Source organism: Billgrantia sp. Q4P2 (genome assembly GCF_052806135.1).
Map to the genome: position 1 here is coordinate 39,287 of NZ_JBRBAI010000005.1, position 17,619 is coordinate 56,905.

Below are 17,619 nucleotides of genomic sequence, written 5' to 3' on the forward strand. Positions count from 1 at the left end.
CAGCGGCGATCGACAGGGATGTCGATCGAGGGGAAGCAAGAGGGACCTTGTTCTTCCCCGACGCGTCGCCCGGCTCGTGAAGCATTGGGGTTTCGGTCTGGCGCAAGCGAGCCATGCCCGCACGGCCCACGGCTAGCCGGTTTCCGCGGCCGTTCCGGACTCACGTTCCGAGCAAGATAGCTAGAAGCTCAGGCCTCCGGCGCCTTCCAGAAGTCGCGAATCGAGGCGATGCCCTGGGCGCCCACGGCACGGGCGTGGTTGGCATCGAAGCGGGTCATGCCACCCAGCGCGAACACCGGCATGGCGGCGCGCTCCACCAGTTGCTGGAAATCGTGCCAGCCCATCGGTGCCACCTCGGGATGCGACGGGGTGGTGCGCAGCGGTGACAGGGTGACGAAGTCGCAGCCGATGCGGGCCGCCTGGTCGAGCTGCTTGCGATCGTGGGTCGATGCCGCCAGCCATTTGTTTTCAGCGATGGGTCGGCGCTCGAGACTCATCAGTCGCTCGCTGGTGAGGTGGACACCGTCGGCATCGACCTTCTCCAGCAAGGCGGGATCGCCATTGAGCAACAGCCGCGCGCCGTGCTGGCGGCAGAGACCCAGTGCCCTCTCGGCGCGCGCCAGGTAGACGGCCTCATCGAGCGACTTGGCGCGCAGCTGCACCAGCCGCACGCGATCTTCCACCAGCGCCCGCTCGAGGCAGGCGTCGAACACTTCCTCGTCGGCCTCTTCTTCGGTGATCAGATATTCGGTCGGCAGCATCACGGCCTGCAGGATCGGCAGGTTGGCCGCCGGGAACGGGTAGTTGACCAGCTCGTCGAGTGGCACCCAGCGTACCGCCTGCCCTTCACGCCCGAACGGTTCGCCGCTAAATTCATGCACCTGCCAGACATCGAGCAGAATATGCTTGTCGGGATACTCGTGGTGCACGCGGATCAGCGGCTGAGCGCGCCTGATCTCCACCCCGAGTTCCTCGTGGAGTTCACGTTTGAGACCTTCCAATCCAGTCTCGTAGGGCGCCAGCTTGCCCCCCGGGAACTCCCACAGGCCACCGTGATCGACATTCGAGGGGCGACGGGCAATCAGAGCCTTCTGGCCATCGCTACTGATGATCGCGGCAGCCGCCACGTGCACCCTTCTCTTCACCATTACGTTCATTGACTCCTACCCGCTTGTCCCACGCCGTCATGAGCGGCGCAGGGGTGATGTTCTTGCGTCGCGGCCCTATCGAGCCGCGATAGTCTAGCTGCGATAATCGGCGTTGATGCTGACGTAATCGTGGGACAGGTCCGACGTCCATACCGTGGCGCTCTCCTCGCCTCGCCCCAGCGCGATACGGATGGTGATCTCCTCTTCGCGCATCACTCGGCTACCCTGCTCCTCGGTATAGCCGGCGGCCCGGCCACCGCTCTCCACCAGCCTCACGTCGCCCAGGTCGATGACCACTCGTTCGACATCGAAATCACTCACCGGGGCGCGCCCCACCGCTGCCAGGATGCGCCCCCAGTTGGCGTCGGAGGCGAACAGTGCCGTCTTGACCAGCGGTGAATGTGCCACGGTAAAGGCGACTTCCAACGCCTCCTCGCGGCTCGCTGCCTCCAACACCTGCAGCGTGACGAACTTGGTGGCGCCCTCGCCATCACGAATGATCGCCTGTGCCAACTCGGTCATGACCCGCTGCAGGCCGTTGCGGAACACGGCGATTTGATCGTCGCTGGCCACCTCGGCGCCACGCCCGGTGGCAATCAGCATGCAAGCGTCGTTGGTCGAGGTGTCGCCATCCACGGTGATGCAGTTGAACGAGCGATCCACCGTCTCACGCAGCAGCGAGTCGAGCAGAGGCTGTGCGATGGCAGCATCGGTTGCCACGAAGGCGAGCATGGTAGCCATGTTGGGCTTGATCATGCCCGAGCCCTTGCTGATACCGTTGATGGTCACCGTTCGTTCGCCCATCTCCAGGGTCACGCTGGCTCCCTTGGCACGGGTATCGGTGGTCAGAATGCCCTCGCCGGCCTGCTGCCACGCCTCGCCGTCCGCCCCCAGCGACTCCAGCGCCGTCGGCAGGCCAGCCAACAGTCGCTCCATGGGCAGCGGCTCACCGATGACACCGGTGGAGAATGGCAGCACGCTGTCTTCCGCCACCCCGGTGAGCCTGGCGAGTTCCGCACAGGTCGCCCTGGCGTCACGCAGGCCGATCTCACCGGTACCGGCATTGGCATTGCCGGTATTGATCACCAGCAGGCGAGCGCCCTCGCCACGCGCCTGGCAGGCGGCCAGATTCTCCTTGGCCACCGTAACGGGCGCGGCACAGAAGGCATTGCGGGTGAAACTGCCCGCCACCCGGGCACCTTCGGGAATCTCTATCACCACCAGGTCGCGCCGCCCGGGCTTCTTGATGCCAGCCATGGCGGTACCCAGGCGCAGCCCCTCGATAACCGGCATGGCCGGAAAACGCGTCTCACCCACTGCCATGGAATATTCACTCCTCAAACGTTAGGGCGACCAAAGTGCCGAGCGGACCCGGCATTCCAATCAGCTCAGCTGGCCACAGCACTGCTTGTACTTCTTTCCCGACCCACACGGGCAAGGGTCGTTACGCCCCACCTTGGGCCCTTCGCGACGAACCGGACGAGCGTCCGCTGCCGGCGCCGCAGTGGACATCGGCTCCCCTTCCCCATCGAGTTCAGGGGCATCATGGCGGCTGGCAGCTGCCGACTTCTCGCGCTCCAGCGCCTCGCGGCGTTGACGCTCGAGCTCGTCGACTTCCTCGGGCCGGCGCACCTGCACGTGGCTGGTGATCCGGGTGATGTCGGCCTTGATGTTGGTCAGCAGGGTCTGGAACAGTTCGAAGGACTCGCGCTTGTACTCCTGCTTGGGGTTCTTCTGAGCATAGCCGCGAAGGTGGATGCCACGGCGCAAGTGGTCCATCGACTGCAGGTGTTCCTTCCAGCGCGTGTCGAGCACCTGCAGCATGATCTGCTTCTCGAAGCGGCGCATCAGCTCGGCACCCGCCGTGTCGATCTTCTCCTGGTAGATCTTGCGATGCATCTCGTGCAGGCGCTCGCGCAGTTGCTCCTCGTGGAACCGCTCGTCCGCCTCGGACCACTCGACCACCGGGGCGTCGAGGTTGAACTCGGTCTTGAGGTGCTCCTGCAAGCCGACCAGGTCCCACTGTTCCGGCAGGCTCTGCGGCGGCACGAACTCACTGACGGCGAGGTCGAGCACTTCGTCGCGAATCCCCAGCACGTTTTCGGAGACATCCTCAGCGGCCAGGATCTCGTTGCGCTGCTCGTAGATCACACGACGCTGGTCGTTGGCCACGTCGTCATATTCGAGCAGTTGCTTACGGATGTCGAAGTTGCGGCTCTCGACCTTCTTCTGCGCGCGCTCCACGGCATTGGTGACCATCTTGTGCTCGATGGCCTCGCCGCGCTCGAGCCCCAGCGCCTTCATCATGCGCTGCACGCGGTCGGAGCCGAACAGGCGCATCAGGCTGTCTTCCATGGAGAGGAAGAAGCGCGTCGAGCCGGGATCACCCTGGCGGCCGGCACGACCGCGAAGCTGGTTGTCGATACGGCGGGATTCATGGCGTTCGGAGCCGATCACGTGCAGGCCACCGGCCTCCAGCACCGCGTCGTGACGCACCCGCCACTCCTCGCGCAGTTTCTCGATCTGCTCCGCAGTGGGATTCTCCAGCTTGGCCGCCTCGGCCTCCCAATTGCCACCCAGCACGATGTCGGTACCACGGCCGGCCATGTTGGTAGCGATAGTGACGGCGCCGGGACGCCCGGCCTGGGCAATGATCTCGGCCTCGCTCTGGTGCTGCTTGGCGTTGAGCACGTTGAAACTGAGCCCAGCCTGCTTCATCAGCCCCGCCAGGTATTCGGAGGTTTCGATGGACGCGGTACCCACCAACACCGGGCGCCCGGCCTCGGTCTCGGCCTTGACGTCGTTGATGATGGCCTCGAACTTCTCCTCCGCCGTGAGGTAGACGAGGTCGTTGAGGTCACGGCGAACCAGCGGACGGTTGGTAGGGATGACCACCACGTCCAGGCCGTAGATCTGACGGAACTCGAAGGCCTCGGTATCGGCGGTGCCGGTCATACCTGCCAGTTTGTCGTAGAGGCGGAAGTAGTTCTGGAAAGTGGTTGATGCCAGCGTCTGGCTCTCGCGCTGCACCGGCACGCCCTCCTTGGCCTCCACCGCCTGGTGCAAGCCCTCGGACCAGCGCCGCCCCGGCATGGTACGGCCGGTATGCTCGTCGACGATCACCACCTGGTTGTTGGCAACGATGTAGTCGACGTCACGGTGGTAGAGGTGGCGTGCACGCAGTGCCGAGTGCATGTGGTGGAGCAAGTTGAGGTTCTGGGCAGCGTAGAGCGAATCGTCCTCGCCCAGCAGCCCTTCGGCGCGCATCAGTTCCTCGACCTTGTTGTGGCCGGCCTCGGTGATCTCGACCTGCTTGTGCTTTTCCTCGAGCAGGAAATCGCCATTGACCGGGGCGTCGTCATCCTCGGAGACCTCGCCCTTCTCCAGGTGAGCCGCCAGGCGGTCCACCACCTTGTAGAGCTCGGTGTTCTCATCCACGGCGCCGGAGATGATCAGCGGCGTACGCGCCTCGTCGATCAGGATCGAGTCCACCTCGTCGACGATGGCGAAGCTAAGGCCACGCTGGACCTTGTCCTCCAGCGAGAAAGCCATGTTGTCGCGCAGGTAGTCGAAGCCGTACTCGTTGTTGGTGCCGTAGGTGATGTCGCAGGTGTAGGCGGCTCGCTTCTCTTCGGCGGTCTGGCCGGCATAGATGGTGCCCACGGTGAGCCCCAGGAATTCGTACAGCGGGCGCATCCACTCGGCGTCGCGCCGCGCCAGGTAGTCGTTCACCGTCACCACATGAACGCCGTTGCCCGGCAAGGCATTGAGATAGACCGCAAGAGTCGCCACCAGGGTCTTGCCCTCGCCGGTCTTCATCTCGGCGATGCGCCCGCGGTGCAGGGTCATGCCCCCGACCATCTGCACGTCGAAGTGGCGCATGCCCATGACACGCTTGCTGGCCTCGCGCACCGTAGCGAAGGCCTCTGGCAGCAGTGTATCGAGGCTCTCGCCAGCTTTCAGGCGCTCGCGGAACTCCTCGGTACGCGCCTGGAGCGCGGCGTCGTCGAGCGCTTCGAACTGCGGTTCCAGCGCATTGATCTGCACCACTTGGCGCTGCATGCGCTTGACTTCACGGTCGTTCTTGGAGCCAACGACCTTGCGTAACAATGAATTGATCATGAAATGTCCGTTTCTGCGTATCGCGGTCAGCCGGCACTAAGCAAGGCTGGCAGGAGGCCAGCCGTCACCGGCAGCATTCGAGGGTAACGAGTGAGCGATACGCGTGCGGCGGGCCACGGCGAGTCTGCACGTCATGGGCGGCAACCCAGCGGCGTTGCGGCGCCGGGCGCGGTGGAGCGGTGTGCCGCGCCGGGCACGTCGGCCGGCGAGGCGGCCAATGGGGCAGGGCACGCCGGCGGGCCACGTAGCGACAACGGGCACGCATCAGGGTTGGGGCGAGGATGCAGGTCTGCACCACTCGCTCGGCCAGGCGTAGCGTCTCCGCCTGGGTCAAGCCGGCGGGCAACAGGCAGCTCACCAACAGCCCTGCCAGCCACCAGCGCGATCGCTGTCGACAGCGCATCACCGCAGCCGATGGGCTGGCGGCGCTACGATCCTGTGGCTGGGCGGCGGTCATGCTGTCGATGGTCTCCGAGCGTGCTAGGCTTGGCGTGTTGGTACGGACGAGAACAAGCCCATGAGTATAAAGGTTAAGCGCTCACGAGCACAGCCCATGTCTCGCCTGCTGGGCGGCAAGGGAGAACTGGCGCCGCTGATGCGCACGGCAAGGCTGATCGCACAGGCTCAACAGCACCTGCGCGATCACCTGCCGGAAGAGGTGCGCGAGCATCTCTTCGTCGGCGGTTTTCGCGCCGGCAAGCTGACCCTGCTCACCGACCGTGCCGTGTGGCTGACCTGGCTGCGCTATGAGCAGCCGCGGCTACTCGAACTGCTTCACCGTCTGCCCGAATTCGCCGCGGTCACCGGCTTCAGCCTCAAGGTACGCCCCGTGCGCCCGCTCAAGGTACCGCTGCGCCAGGTACGAACGCTACCGGCACCGGCCGCCGACGAGATCTCCGCCTGCGCTGCCGACGTCGACGACCCGCGGCTCAAGCGCGCCCTGGAGCGGCTTGCCTCGCATGCCGAACGAGGCAAGGAATAGCTCGCCATGCCTAGCCCCTATACCAATCGCCGGGGAACGGTGTAATCCCAGGTATGCGAAAAGACACGCTGCTCGCCTTCGTAGGCGTCCAGGGTGGCGTGGACCAGAAAGTTATCCCGATCAGAGCGTTGTACCGTGCGGGTCACGGTGCTCACCTGCCAATCGCCGCGCCGTAGTTTTCGCTCCCAGTACGTCTCGCCACGGATCGAGTCGAAATCGTCGTCCCGCGAGCTGTAGCGTTCGATGGCCCGCGTGGTCACCTCCAGGTTGCTATCCTCCAGCCTGACCGTGCCATTGTCGTTCACGACTTCCAGCGTCGAGACGTCTTCTGCCAGATCGCGGTGCACGTACCAGTTGTGGTGTTCCGGCTCGATCAGCGTCGCCGTAATCGTTGGCGCCACCTCGGGTTCATCAAAAGGCGTCAACTGCTCGTCAGCCTCGCGTGGTTGGCGAAGCGGCAGATAGAGCGTGCAATCGTTCGGATAAATGCTCAGGCGAACATGCTCGGGTGGTGGCCAGGCAAGCGGCCAGTATGAAGTCGACAGCGAGAGCCGCAGTCGATGCCCTCGAGGGAAGACCTGGGCCACGTCGTTGAGCTGCACCCGGACTCGATAGCGCCTACCTGGCACCAGCGGCGAGGGAGACGCATGGCCGTTGCGGTGTGTCAGGTTCAACAATCCATAAGTGACGCGAGTCGCTTTGTCGTCGGGCGCAACATCGGAGAGCCGCACCGCCACCATGGCGACAGGGCGATCGGCGGCGAACTCGAGGTCGAGCTCGACGGCTCCCATGATCTCGATCGTCTCTTCCAGTGGCAGCGAATCGAAGGTCAGGGCACCGCCATCCTCCTCGCGCTGGTCATGCGCGAGGTCGGGGCCGGCCGCGTAGGAGCACCACTTGCCGGCGAAAAGCCCGCAGGTAAGAGGCGATTGCACCGACATCGGCCGCGCTGCGGGCTCCCGCTGGCCATCCAGACACAGCCGCCCTTCCGCCAATGGCAAGCCCCTTTCGACGACATTGGGCGAAGGCCAACTCGGCTCGGCCACCCAACGCCCCGGACGATGGCCGTAGCTCGTGGTCGGGGGCATGCTGTCCTGCATCCACACTCGAATGGCAGGATCCTGCTCGACACCGGTAGCCTCCCCCTTGAGCCAGCGGCCCCACCAGCGCAGGCACTCCTGCAGGAAACCGATGGCCGGCCCAGGTTCGCCTAGATGAGGGTACTTGTGGCTCCAAGGTCCGATCAGGCCCTTGCACAGGTGAGGTAGATGGCGTACGAGACGCTTCACCGCATTCGAGTAGCCGTCGGCCCAGCCACTGGCTGCGAGTATGGGCACTTCGACGCGAGAGAAGTCCTCGCAGATCGAACCGTGTTGCCAGTAATCGTCGCGATGGGGGTGCTCGAGCCACTTGGCAAGCCACAGCCCGCTACCCTCCAGGCGCTGGTGCCACATGCGTCGCCACTGTTGCCCTACGATCTGCGGATCGGGCGGCAGGGAATTGTAGGCGAACATGGTGGATGCCCAGGAGAGGTTGTCACCCAGCAGACAGCCGCCCATGTAGTGCACGTCATCGCTGTAGCGGTCATCTGTGGAACAGACGCTGACCACTGCCTTGAGTTCGGGAGGGCGGCGCGCAGCAAGCTGCAGGCCATTAAACCCGCCCCAGGAAATGCCGATCATACCGACATTGCCATCGCACCAGGGTTGCTCGGCTATCCAGTGCAGCACGGCCTCGCCGTCCTCCAGCTCCCGCTCCAGGTACTCGTCCTCGAGCACACCCTCGGAATCGCCGCTACCGCGCAGGTCGACACGCAGCGAGGCATAGCCATGTCCGGCAAAATAATGGTGGTGCATGGCGTCGCGTCGGGCGGAGCCATCGCGCAACCGATAAGGAATGTATTCGAGAATGGCGGGAACGGGCTGCTCCCGGGCCGACTCGGGTAACCAAAGACGCCCATTGAGGCGCACGCCATCCGGCATCGGAATCCACACAGAATCCCGGCGCTCCACTCGATGAGGAAAATCGCTGACGACTCTCATATCGACTCTTCCTGCTGGCATTGGCTCTAACCGGCAGCTTCGATCGGCATTCACGCTCCGGCGGAAAGCGGTTCGATCTCGAAGGGCAGCATGTCGCGACAGCGCTCGATGCGTGACACCAGGTCCTCGTGCGATTCACCCCCGATGAAGAGCACGCCTAGCTCAAAGGAGAAAGAGTCCTGATTTTGGAGGTCCGCGAGACGCATGCCCTCCTCCACGTTGAGTTCCACCTTGGCGCCGGGAAAGGTAGCTTCTACCCTGGCGATCTCGTCCCGCGTCGGGATGCGGTGCACCATGCCATCCTCGAATATACGCAACATCTGCTTGGCGGCCACCGGGTAGCGTCCCTGGCGCTTGGGCATGCGCGGCTCGATGCCAAGCGCGGTGTCGACCATGACCTGGAAATGCGGCGTGCCGTCGACCAATCCATAGATGGCGGCATGCGAACGAGAAAGGCGAGGATTGACCTCCAGCACCCAGATGCGGCCACTCTTCTCCTCATAGTAGAACTCGATGTTGAAGGGGCCATTGTCGAAAACTATATGGCGCATGAAACGGCGCGCATACTCCGCCATGCGCTTCTGGACCGCCTCGGGTAGTCGCGAGGGATACTCGTAGCGCAGCAGTACCGAGCGGTGTTTCTCGTCGCGCACGCTGTCGATCATGCCGCTACCGGTCAACTGGACCTCGCCATTCTGAACGTAGCCTTCCAGCGTGCATTGCTGCCCAGCCGAAATGATCGACTCGGCTATACAGTGGTGGCCGGTGACGGCAGCCACCTCCTCGGGAAGGTCGGCATGGGCGCAGACATCGTCGAACGGCTTGCCGAAGCGACCGATTCCGCGGCGAATTCTAGGTAGGGTCTCGCGTAGCTGCTCTTTAGATTCAATGAGGAAGCCGAGGTGTGAGGAGTGCGCCTTGATCGGCTTGATCCAGAAAGGGAAGTCGATCTCGAGCTTGTCAGGCGCGCTGTCGTCGAACGGATCGATGGCCTGGAAGGACGGTACGCACTCCGACATGATTCGACGCTGCTCGACACGACTCCAGTACTTGTGCTCACAGGTCAGCACGGCTTCGAGACTGGGCCCTGGCAACCCGAGCCTGCTGCGCAGTACCGGGACAAGCGCGCTGGTCGGAAAATCCCAGTAGCCGACGATGGCATCGACCTTGCCGGAGAACTCCTCCAGCTCCTTCAGCGCATCCGATACCAGGCGATCGAAGGGGTATTCCTCTGCGTGTACGACCTCTTGTAGCGACAGCAGTCCGTGGAACTCATAGTCCTGTGCCCGATTCAGCTTCGACAGCAGATAACGGCCCAGATCATCGTAGCCGATGACGAAGATGTTCCAGCTCATTTCGCCTCCTTGCCGTCATGTCTTCTGTAGCTGATAGGTGATGCCATCCACCTCGACTTCCTTGATATCGCCAAAGGAGACGGTGACACCGTTGATGTCGCCGGGCGCTCCCTCGTTTTCCAGCAGTGTCGTTTCGGGGACGACCTTCACGCCCGTGGCACCCACATGCTGTACACGCGCCGAGAAGCGCTTGCCTTCGTGTTCGATCACCAAGCGCTCGCCGAACATGCAGCGCCCCACCTGAGCCAGCAGCTCCGCTTCGTCTACCTGCTTGACGGTCATGGCCTCCTCCCTGAACTGGAACCGGTACGTTCCGGCGAAGCATGAGCTTCCCGGTTTCCCTTCACTGTAGGAGATCACCGCCGGCTACGACATCCCCCACCACGGCTGGAGAGAAGCCATCCTCCAGCGCTATGCTAACGAGCAACACTGTCCCTTCACCGACATGCGGGAAATCCATGGCGCTCAGCAAGACCCAGTCCAGTTTCTATCGTCGTCTCTATCTCGCCCACCTGATCGAATGCGGCATCGCCAGCGTACCAGCGATCGTCGCGGCCACCGGCATGCCCCGGCGTACCGCCCAGGACACGCTCAAGGCGCTCGAGGAACTGGACGTATGCTGCGAGTTCCGCCCCGTCCCAGGCGAGCGTCACAATAACGGGCGATATGAAATACTCGACTGGGGACCCATAAACCGGACGTGGGTCGCACAGCACGCCGAGCATCTCCGTTGCGCACTGGATTATCCTGAGCCGACATGATGCGGCGTGGCTGGGCCCTGCGGTTATTGGCAGCACTGGCGCCCTTGCTGGCCGGCTGCGCCGGCCCGGTGCTGCAAACGCCGGGGCCTATCGACAGCGTGCCCCAGTTAACGGCTTACCAGGTCATTGCCGACGACGGCTATCGCCTGCCACTGCGTCACTGGCCCGCCACTGACGGCACCGAGGTCGTGGTATTGGCAGTACACGGCTTCAATGACCATGCCGGCAGCTTCGAGATCGTGGCCCAGGCCCTTACCGAACACGGCATCGAGGTCTACGCCCATGACCAGCGCGGCTTCGGCACCACCAACCAGCGTCGGCTATGGCCCGGCCACGAGCGGCTGCGTGACGACGTCATCCTGCTCACCGGGCTGCTGCGCGAGCGTCACCCCGACACTCCGCTCTATCTCATCGGCAAGAGCATGGGTGCCGCAGTGGCCCTACTCGCCATGACCGCCGACGAACCGCCTCCGGTGGACGGTAGCGTGCTGATATCCCCCGCGGTGTGGGGCAAACAGACAATGCCCTGGTATCAGCGGCTCGGGCTGTGGCTCGGCGTACGCCTGATGCCCCAGGCCACCTTCTCGGTACGCACCACCCGTCGACTTGGGATCGAGCCGACCGACGATCCAGAGATCAAGCGCCAACTGGCCAGCGATCCCTTGATCCTGCGCAGCGCCCGGATCGACACCCTGGATGGCCTGACCCGTGCCATGGGGCTGGCGCTCGAGGCTGCAGAAGAGCTTTCCCCGCCCGCCCTGGTGCTCTACGGCGACGAGGATCAGGTCATTCCCAAGGAAGCCTACTGCACCCTGCTGGAGCGCCTGCCGGACGACGAGGCCATCCGCCTGGCGTTCTACCCCGACGGCTATCACATGCTCACCCGCTACAGCCAGCGCGAGCGCACCGAGCAGGATCTGGTGGCCTGGCTACGCGACCCTACCGCCGAGTTACCCTCCGGTTTCGAGATGGCACGCGAGATTCCGCTGGCAAGACACTGCGATCGATGACTCGAGCGATTGCCCGAGGCTGTGCAACCGGTATGGCTGAAATAAAAAACGGCGGGCAATGCCCGCCGCAAGACACCGATCAGTCGCCCTGATCGAGAGAGAGATGCCTGGTGCGCTCAGATTTCGAAACCGAGGCCGAACTCCTCCGGCGACAGCGCCATCAGCGGCTCGGCGCCGGCCTGAACGCACTGCGCATGGGCCAGGGTACGCGGCAGCAGGCGCTGGAAGTAGAAGCGCGCCGTCTTGACCTTGGCCTCGTAGAAGGTCGCTTCGTCACTGCCTGCCGCCAGCGCTTGCTGGGCCTGCTTGGCTGCCTTGGCGAAAAGATAGGCGAGCGTCACATAGCCGGAGTACATCAGGTAGTCCACGCTGGCCGCCCCCACTTCCTCACGGTCGTTCATCGCCTTCATGCCGATGCCCATGGTCAGCTCACCCCACTCGGCGTTGAGCTTGGCCAGCGGTGCGACGAACTCGGCAAGCTCGGCGTTACCCTCCTCGGCCTTGCAGAACTTATGAATTTCCTTGGTGAAGACCTTGAGGCTCTCGCCCTGGCTCATCAATACTTTGCGGCCCAGCAGGTCGAGGGCCTGGATGCCAGTGGTACCTTCATAGAGGCGCGTGATGCGGGAGTCGCGCACAAGCTGCTCCATGCCCCACTCCTGGATGAAGCCATGCCCACCGAAGACCTGCACGCCCTCGTTGGTGGCTTCGAAGCCTACCTCGGTGAGGAACGCCTTGACGATCGGGGTCAGCAGGCTCAGCAGGGTCTCGGCATGCTCACGCTCGGCGGCGTCCTGGCCATGCTCGACGATATCGAGCATCTGCGCGGTGTAGAGCACCAGCATCCGACCGCCCTCGGCAAAGGCCTTCTGGGTCAGCAGCATGCGCCGCACGTCGGGATGCACGATGATCGGGTCGGCCGGCTTCTCGGGCGCCTGGGGGCCGGAAAGGGCACGCATCTGCAGACGGTCGCGGGCATAGGCCAGCGCGTTCTGGAAGCTCGCCTCGGTCAGCCCCAGGCCCTGGATGCCTACGCCCAGGCGCGCGGCGTTCATCATGGTGAACATGCAGGCCAGCCCCTTGTTGGGCGGGCCAACGAGGTAACCGCGGGCAGCATCGAAGTTCATCACGCAGGTGGCATTGCCGTGGATACCCATCTTGTGCTCGAGGGAACCGCAGGCCACGCCGTTGCGCTCGCCGGGGTTTCCTTCGGCGTCGGGCAGGAACTTGGGCACCACGAACAGCGAGATGCCCTTGGAGCCTTCCGGCGCGTCCGGCAGCTTGGCCAGCACCAGATGAACGATGTTCTCGGCCAGATCGTGCTCGCCGGCCGAGATGAAGATCTTGGTGCCGGTGATCTCATAGGCGCCGTCGACGGTGGGCACCGCACGGGTCTTGATCAGGCCCAGGTCGGTGCCGCAGTGCGGTTCGGTCAGGCACATGGTGCCGGTCCACACGCCTTCAACCAGCTTGGTGAGATAGGTGGCCTGCTGCTCCTCGGTGCCATGGTGGCGCAGGGCATCGGCAGCGCCATGGGACAGGCCGGGATACATCCCCCAGGCCAGGTTGGTAGAGCAGATCATCTCGTTGAGCGCCATGGCCAGCGAATGGGGCAGCCCCTGCCCGCCGTGAACCGGATCGGCGGCGAGGCTCGGCCAGCCGCCCTCGACGAACTGCTGGTAGGCCTCCCTGAAGCCCTTGGGCGCCTTCACTTCGCCGCCTTCCAGCAGGCACCCCTCCTGATCGCCGCTCTGGTTGAGCGGCAGCAGCACCTCGCGAGCGAAGCGGGCGCCCTCCTCGAGGATGGCGGCCACCACGTCGGGCGTGGCCTCTTCACCGCCCGGCAGGCGGGCGTAGTGAGCGGGATAGTCCAGCATCTCGTCCATCACGAAGCGAAGGTCGCGCAGGGGGGCCTGATAGTCGGGCATCTCTACTCTCCACAGAAGGTCGCCATTAAGGGTCGCCTGAAGTCGGGCGCGAGAAAGCAGCGACAGCCGCTTTCAAACATGTGTTTGAAACTAGCTCGCTGAAGGCTTGGAGTCAAGCGCCCGTTTTAATTCTTGTGTGGCTTAGCTCGTTACGCCGTCGACCCTACCGGGCTAGCCATCAAGTGCGGTCAGAGAGGGCTGGGTTAACGGCGGCGCACCATCAAGCAGCAAGCAAGTAACAGGCAAACAAAATAATGGCGCGCCAGCAAAAAGGGCGAATTCACCTGTGCGTACGGGAGCACGCGTACGTTAGCGGACGCAGCCTAGGGCATGGCCTCCTGCAGTCTCTCCCGCAACGTCTCCAGGCGCGCCTTGAGTTCGACGAGTTCCGCAGGTGGCTGGCCGCTGGCCATGACTACACAGTCAGGTATCTCCTGGGCCTGCGCCTGCAGCGCCCTGCCCCGCTCGGTGAGAAACAGCTCGACGACACGTTCGTCACGACGGCTGCGCACCCGCCGAAGCAGGCCATCGGCCTCCAGGCGCTTGAATACGGGAGTCAGCGAGCCGGTATCGGTCATCAGGCGCCGGCTGATGGCACCGGCACTCTGACCATCCTCCTGCCACAGGGCGAGCAGCACCAGGTATTGGGGATAGGTGAGGCCAAGCCCCTTGAGCAGGGGCTTGTAGAACTTGGTCATCAGCAGCGACGTCGTGTAGAGCGTAAAGCAGAGCTGGTTGTCGAGCTGAAGGTCGGAGCCGGTCTCCTGGCTGGCCATGCGGATGCTCCCCTGTGCTGTCGTGCGTCTCGTTGAGCGCCCTACGCTAGCGTGCCAGCCAGTACCCTGCCAAGTGCCGCCCACCAACGCTCACTGCATGCGAATGCCACCGTCCAGGCGAATCACCTCGCCGTTGAGCATGGCATTGGTGATGATCTGCTCGGCCAGGCGGGCAAACTCGTCGGGATGGCCCAACCGCTTGGGGAACGGCACTGATGCCGCCAGGGCCTTGGCCGCCTCGTCGGGAATCTCGCTCATCATCGGCGTCTGGAACACGCCGGGCGCTATCGCCATCACGCGAATGCCGTGCCGCGACAGCTCACGCGCCGCCGGCAGGCTCATGCCCACCACGCCGGCCTTGGAGGCGCTGTAGGCGCACTGGCCCACCTGGCCGTCGAAGGCGGCGATGGAGGCAGTATTGACGATCACCCCGCGCTCGCCATCTTCGCTCGGCACATTCTTTGCCATGGCGGCGGCAGCCAGCCGCATCACGTTGAAGGTGCCGACCAGGTTGATCTGCACGGTGCGCGCATAGGCATCGAGATCGGCGGGATTGCCTTCGCGGTCGACCAGCTTGGCCACGCTGACCACCCCGGCACAGTGCACCACGCCGGCCAGGCCGCCTTCACCGCCCAGCGCTACGGCAGCATCCACCGCCGCCTGCATGTCAGCGGCCGAAGTCACGTCGCCACGCACCGCACGGGCAGCCTCGCCGAGCTTTTCGGCATGGATCTCGACGGCCTCGCTGAGGTCGCATAGCACCACCCGGCCGCCGCCGGCGACCAGGCGCTCGGCGGTGGCCGCCCCCAGTCCGGAGGCGGCACCGGTGATCAGAAAGGTACGGTCCTTCACTTGCATTCAAGGTTCTCCCGGTTCATTTCGCTTCCGCCTTCTCGGCGGCATCGGCGCGCAGCTTGAAGCGCTGGATCTTGCCGCTGGGTGTCTTGGGCAGGGTGTCGACGAACTCGATCACCCGTGGGAAGGCATGGGTGGAAAGACGCTCGCGCACGCGCTGGCGGATCTCCTCGGCCAGCTCGTCGCTCGCTTCGAAGCCGTCCCGCAGCACGACATAGGACTTGATGATCTCGCCGCGGATCTCGTCAGGCTGGCCCACCGCCGCGGACTCCGCCACCGCCGGATGGGTCATGACGGTATTTTCCACGTCGGTGGGCCCAACGCGGTAACCGGCGGTGGTGATGATGTCGTCATCGCGGCCGGCGAACTGGAAGGTGCCGTCCTCGTTGCGAATCACCACGTCACCCGTCAGGTAGTAACCCTTGGCGAAGGGGTGCTTTTCCTGCCAGGTGTAGCCGGCGAAGAAGTGGGCCGGCGAACGTTCGATGTCCACCGCCAGCACGCCCGGCTCGCCCGGCGGCAGCTCGTTGTACTCAGCGTCGAGGATGGCCAGGCGGTAGCCAGGCATGGGCACGCCCATGGCCCCGATGTGCTTGGGGTGCTCCAGCGCATGATGGTTGCAGCAGGTCATGCCGGTCTCGGTCTGACCGTAGTGATCCATCACTGGGCAGCCCAGCGAACGCTCGACCCAGGTCACCACCTCGGTATTGAGCGGTTCGCCGGCGGAGCTGGCCACGCGCAGTTCGAGGCTATCGTGTGCGGTATCGAACAGCCCCGAAGCCTTCATGAGACGATAAGCAGTGGGTGCAGCAGCGAAGTTGGTGATGCGATGCCGCTGCATGAACGCCAGCGCCCCTTCCGCGCTGAAGCCCGCCTCGCAGAAATGCGTGGTCACACCCAGCAGCAGCGGCCCGGCGATGGCGTAGTAGAGACCATAGGCCCAACCGGGGTCAGCCATGTTCCAGAAGCGGTCGCTCTCGCGCAGGTCGATGGCCAGCTCCATGTAAAGCGCGAAGGCCGGCATGCCGGAGAGCGGCACCGCCACGCCTTTGGGCTTGCCCACGGTGCCGGAGGTGAACATCTGCAGGAAGGGCGCCTCCGGCGAGAGCCGCGGCGGATTGGCCTCGATGGGTGAATGCGCCAGTGCCTCGCTCCAGTCGAGATCGGCATCGCGCCCTTCGCTCGCCCCACCCACCGCCAGTACCGGCGGACATTGGGAGAGGCCGTCGAACTTGAAGCGGTTGGCGTGATCGGTGATCACCAGCTTGGTGTCGGCACGGCCCAGGCGGTAGTCGACGGCGTCGGGGCCGAAGGCGGTGAACAAAGGCTGATAGACCGCACCGATACGCCAGGTGGCAAGCACCGCCACCAGCAGCTCGGGTGAGCGCGGCAGCATGCAGGCGATGCGATCGCCGACACCGAGCCCGCGCTCGGCGAACCAGCCGGCAAGCCTGGCACTCTCGGCCTCTAGCTCGGCATAGGTGAGCCGGTTGACGTTACCCTGGGTATCTTCGTGAATCAGCGCCAGCACCTCGCCACGGCCGGCGCGCAAGTGGCGGCCACAGCAGGACTCGAAGGCGTTGAACTTGCCGTCGTCATGATCATCGAGCCGGGCAATGACTTCATCGATGGAGAAAGCCTGGTAATAGGCGGAGTACTCAGGAAGGGGTTGCGTGCTCATTGACTGCCCTCTCGTGCCGGATTGTGCTTGTTGTTGAAGCGCCGCCTCGGCTCTGGCGCACACCGAGGCTGGTTCGCGATCAGTTCGAATCTCTTTTGCATAGATGCCGTTGACGTAAGCGTCAACCTAGCAAGCGCTTGGTACAAGCTAGAAGCAAAGCCGGGGCGGGGCAACCCCTGAGGCTACACTCCTGGGCTATACCTTGGTCGACTACCCAGGCAGGGAGTGGGTTGAAGGGGCGATCATGGCAACCAGCTCGTGGGCCAGGTCCTCTGGTTTGCGCGGCCCCTCGGGATCGTACCAGCGCACCGTCCAGTTCAGCGCGCCCATGACAAAGCGCGAGACGAGAAAGCGATCGCCATGGATGAGGCCGGCTGCCAGGGCCTCGTCGATGACCCGTTCCCACAGCTCCTCGTAAGCGTCGCGCAGATGGCTCAGGTGATCCCGCGCTGCCGCATCCAGCCGCCGCCACTCGTAGAGGGCGACGACATGCGCATTGCGGTCGGTCAGCAGTGTTTCCAGGTGTGCCCTGGCCATGGCATGCAGGCGTTCGCTGGCCGAATCGCCGCAATCTTCCAGGGCCTGGCGAGCCAACGTCAGGGCATTCTGGGTGCCCTCCTCGATGACCGCCGCGAGAATTTCCTGCTTGTCGCGAAAATGATGGAACAGGCTGCCGGACTTGATGCCCATCTCCTGGGCGAGCATGCGCACCGTCGTGCGGTCGAACCCTTCCTGGACGAACAATTGGGCGGCCAGGCGGGTCAATTCCTTGCGGCGTGGGGACTCGTTAACGACATTCATCGGGTTTACACTAGCGCTTGCTTGGTTGATCTTGAGAAAACCACAGCGGCGCAGACAGGTCAACGCGATATAGCGTCGAGAAATTGTCGAGCGAGCGCTGAGAATGCCGCGAGAGACGGCTGCAAGGTATCGAACCGGCTCTCGACAACGACAAACAT

Annotated in this window: 15 protein-coding genes; 3 read left to right on the top strand and 12 right to left on the bottom strand. The window is 64.1% G+C overall.

What is annotated here, in order from left to right:
- Positions 1–188 precede the first annotated feature (188 nt).
- From ACUY1T_RS10445 to ACUY1T_RS10460, 4 genes are all read right to left on the bottom strand, one after another.
- Positions 189–1,148 (bottom strand): Nudix family hydrolase, encoded by a 960-nt coding sequence (locus tag ACUY1T_RS10445; RefSeq protein ID WP_446022521.1) that lies wholly within the window; start codon positions 1,146–1,148, stop codon positions 189–191.
- Between the two features lie 93 nt (positions 1,149–1,241).
- Positions 1,242–2,471: a bifunctional glutamate N-acetyltransferase/amino-acid acetyltransferase ArgJ gene (gene argJ / locus ACUY1T_RS10450; RefSeq protein ID WP_446022523.1), complete on the bottom strand. Its 1,230-nt coding sequence runs from the start codon at positions 2,469–2,471 to the stop codon at positions 1,242–1,244.
- Between the two features lie 60 nt (positions 2,472–2,531).
- A complete protein-coding gene (gene secA, locus ACUY1T_RS10455) occupies positions 2,532–5,270 on the bottom strand; it encodes a preprotein translocase subunit SecA (RefSeq protein ID WP_446022525.1) in 2,739 nt (912 codons plus the stop codon).
- 64 nt (positions 5,271–5,334) lie between these two features.
- Positions 5,335–5,727: a hypothetical protein gene (locus ACUY1T_RS10460; RefSeq protein ID WP_446022527.1), complete on the bottom strand. Its 393-nt coding sequence runs from the start codon at positions 5,725–5,727 to the stop codon at positions 5,335–5,337.
- A gap of 96 nt (positions 5,728–5,823) precedes the next feature.
- Between ACUY1T_RS10460 and ACUY1T_RS10465 the strand changes: the two genes are divergently transcribed.
- Entirely contained in the window at positions 5,824–6,252 is a 429-nt protein-coding gene (locus ACUY1T_RS10465; protein ID WP_446022529.1) for a DUF721 domain-containing protein, read from the top strand.
- Between the two features lie 17 nt (positions 6,253–6,269).
- Here the strand turns inward: ACUY1T_RS10465 and ACUY1T_RS10470 are convergent, their stop codons facing one another.
- Genes ACUY1T_RS10470 through ACUY1T_RS10480 form a run of 3 tightly spaced genes read right to left on the bottom strand, consistent with a single transcriptional unit; the run spans position 6,270 to position 9,931 of the window.
- On the bottom strand, positions 6,270–8,294 hold the full coding sequence (locus tag ACUY1T_RS10470) for a CocE/NonD family hydrolase (protein WP_446022531.1): 2,025 nt from the start codon (positions 8,292–8,294) through the stop codon (positions 6,270–6,272).
- A 50-nt stretch (positions 8,295–8,344) separates the two neighbouring features.
- On the bottom strand, positions 8,345–9,649 hold the full coding sequence (locus tag ACUY1T_RS10475; RefSeq protein ID WP_446022532.1) for an ATP-grasp domain-containing protein: 1,305 nt from the start codon (positions 9,647–9,649) through the stop codon (positions 8,345–8,347).
- 15 nt (positions 9,650–9,664) lie between these two features.
- On the bottom strand, positions 9,665–9,931 hold the full coding sequence (locus ACUY1T_RS10480) for a hypothetical protein (protein ID WP_446022534.1): 267 nt from the start codon (positions 9,929–9,931) through the stop codon (positions 9,665–9,667).
- A 176-nt stretch (positions 9,932–10,107) separates the two neighbouring features.
- Between ACUY1T_RS10480 and ACUY1T_RS10485 the strand changes: the two genes are divergently transcribed.
- Together ACUY1T_RS10485 and ACUY1T_RS10490 are read left to right on the top strand one after the other, a co-directional pair.
- The gene (locus tag ACUY1T_RS10485) at positions 10,108–10,410 is read left to right on the top strand and encodes a winged helix-turn-helix domain-containing protein (protein ID WP_446022536.1); all 303 of its coding nucleotides are present in this window, start codon (positions 10,108–10,110) and stop codon (positions 10,408–10,410) included.
- Entirely contained in the window at positions 10,407–11,420 is a 1,014-nt protein-coding gene (locus ACUY1T_RS10490; RefSeq protein ID WP_446022538.1) for an alpha/beta hydrolase, read from the top strand. Before ACUY1T_RS10485 ends, ACUY1T_RS10490 begins: the two co-directional genes overlap by 4 nt.
- A gap of 116 nt (positions 11,421–11,536) precedes the next feature.
- On the opposite strand, the gene ACUY1T_RS10495 is transcribed toward ACUY1T_RS10490, so the two are convergent.
- From ACUY1T_RS10495 to ACUY1T_RS10515, 5 genes are all read right to left on the bottom strand, one after another.
- A complete protein-coding gene (locus ACUY1T_RS10495; RefSeq protein WP_446022540.1) occupies positions 11,537–13,348 on the bottom strand; it encodes an acyl-CoA dehydrogenase C-terminal domain-containing protein in 1,812 nt (603 codons plus the stop codon).
- A gap of 323 nt (positions 13,349–13,671) precedes the next feature.
- Positions 13,672–14,124, bottom strand: coding sequence for a MarR family winged helix-turn-helix transcriptional regulator (locus ACUY1T_RS10500; RefSeq protein WP_446022542.1), 453 nt, complete (start codon positions 14,122–14,124; stop codon positions 13,672–13,674).
- A gap of 90 nt (positions 14,125–14,214) precedes the next feature.
- Positions 14,215–14,982 carry an SDR family NAD(P)-dependent oxidoreductase gene (locus ACUY1T_RS10505; protein ID WP_446022544.1) on the bottom strand — a complete coding sequence of 256 codons (768 nt, stop codon included), beginning with the start codon at positions 14,980–14,982 and terminating at the stop codon, positions 14,215–14,217.
- 16 nt (positions 14,983–14,998) lie between these two features.
- On the bottom strand, positions 14,999–16,660 hold the full coding sequence (locus tag ACUY1T_RS10510; protein WP_446022545.1) for an AMP-binding protein: 1,662 nt from the start codon (positions 16,658–16,660) through the stop codon (positions 14,999–15,001).
- A gap of 210 nt (positions 16,661–16,870) precedes the next feature.
- Positions 16,871–17,461, bottom strand: a complete 591-nt coding sequence (locus ACUY1T_RS10515; RefSeq protein ID WP_446022547.1) for a TetR/AcrR family transcriptional regulator — start codon at positions 17,459–17,461, stop codon at positions 16,871–16,873.
- Positions 17,462–17,619: the final 158 nt, after the last annotated feature.

Bases quoted from the DNA above. Each gene is read 5' to 3' on its own strand.
- ACUY1T_RS10445 (WP_446022521.1), bottom strand. From the start codon at position 1,148: ATGGTGAAGAGAAGGGTGCACGTGGCGGCTGCCGCGATCATCAGTAGC.
- argJ (WP_446022523.1), bottom strand. From the start codon at position 2,471: ATGGCAGTGGGTGAGACGCGTTTTCCGGCCATGCCGGTTATCGAGGGG.
- secA (WP_446022525.1), bottom strand. From the start codon at position 5,270: ATGATCAATTCATTGTTACGCAAGGTCGTTGGCTCCAAGAACGACCGT.
- ACUY1T_RS10460 (WP_446022527.1), bottom strand. From the start codon at position 5,727: ATGACCGCCGCCCAGCCACAGGATCGTAGCGCCGCCAGCCCATCGGCT.
- ACUY1T_RS10465 (WP_446022529.1), top strand. From the start codon at position 5,824: ATGTCTCGCCTGCTGGGCGGCAAGGGAGAACTGGCGCCGCTGATGCGC.
- ACUY1T_RS10470 (WP_446022531.1), bottom strand. From the start codon at position 8,294: ATGAGAGTCGTCAGCGATTTTCCTCATCGAGTGGAGCGCCGGGATTCT.
- ACUY1T_RS10475 (WP_446022532.1), bottom strand. From the start codon at position 9,649: ATGAGCTGGAACATCTTCGTCATCGGCTACGATGATCTGGGCCGTTAT.
- ACUY1T_RS10480 (WP_446022534.1), bottom strand. From the start codon at position 9,931: ATGACCGTCAAGCAGGTAGACGAAGCGGAGCTGCTGGCTCAGGTGGGG.
- ACUY1T_RS10485 (WP_446022536.1), top strand. From the start codon at position 10,108: ATGGCGCTCAGCAAGACCCAGTCCAGTTTCTATCGTCGTCTCTATCTC.
- ACUY1T_RS10490 (WP_446022538.1), top strand. From the start codon at position 10,407: ATGATGCGGCGTGGCTGGGCCCTGCGGTTATTGGCAGCACTGGCGCCC.
- ACUY1T_RS10495 (WP_446022540.1), bottom strand. From the start codon at position 13,348: ATGCCCGACTATCAGGCCCCCCTGCGCGACCTTCGCTTCGTGATGGAC.
- ACUY1T_RS10500 (WP_446022542.1), bottom strand. From the start codon at position 14,124: ATGGCCAGCCAGGAGACCGGCTCCGACCTTCAGCTCGACAACCAGCTC.
- ACUY1T_RS10505 (WP_446022544.1), bottom strand. From the start codon at position 14,982: ATGCAAGTGAAGGACCGTACCTTTCTGATCACCGGTGCCGCCTCCGGA.
- ACUY1T_RS10510 (WP_446022545.1), bottom strand. From the start codon at position 16,660: ATGAGCACGCAACCCCTTCCTGAGTACTCCGCCTATTACCAGGCTTTC.
- ACUY1T_RS10515 (WP_446022547.1), bottom strand. From the start codon at position 17,461: ATGAATGTCGTTAACGAGTCCCCACGCCGCAAGGAATTGACCCGCCTG.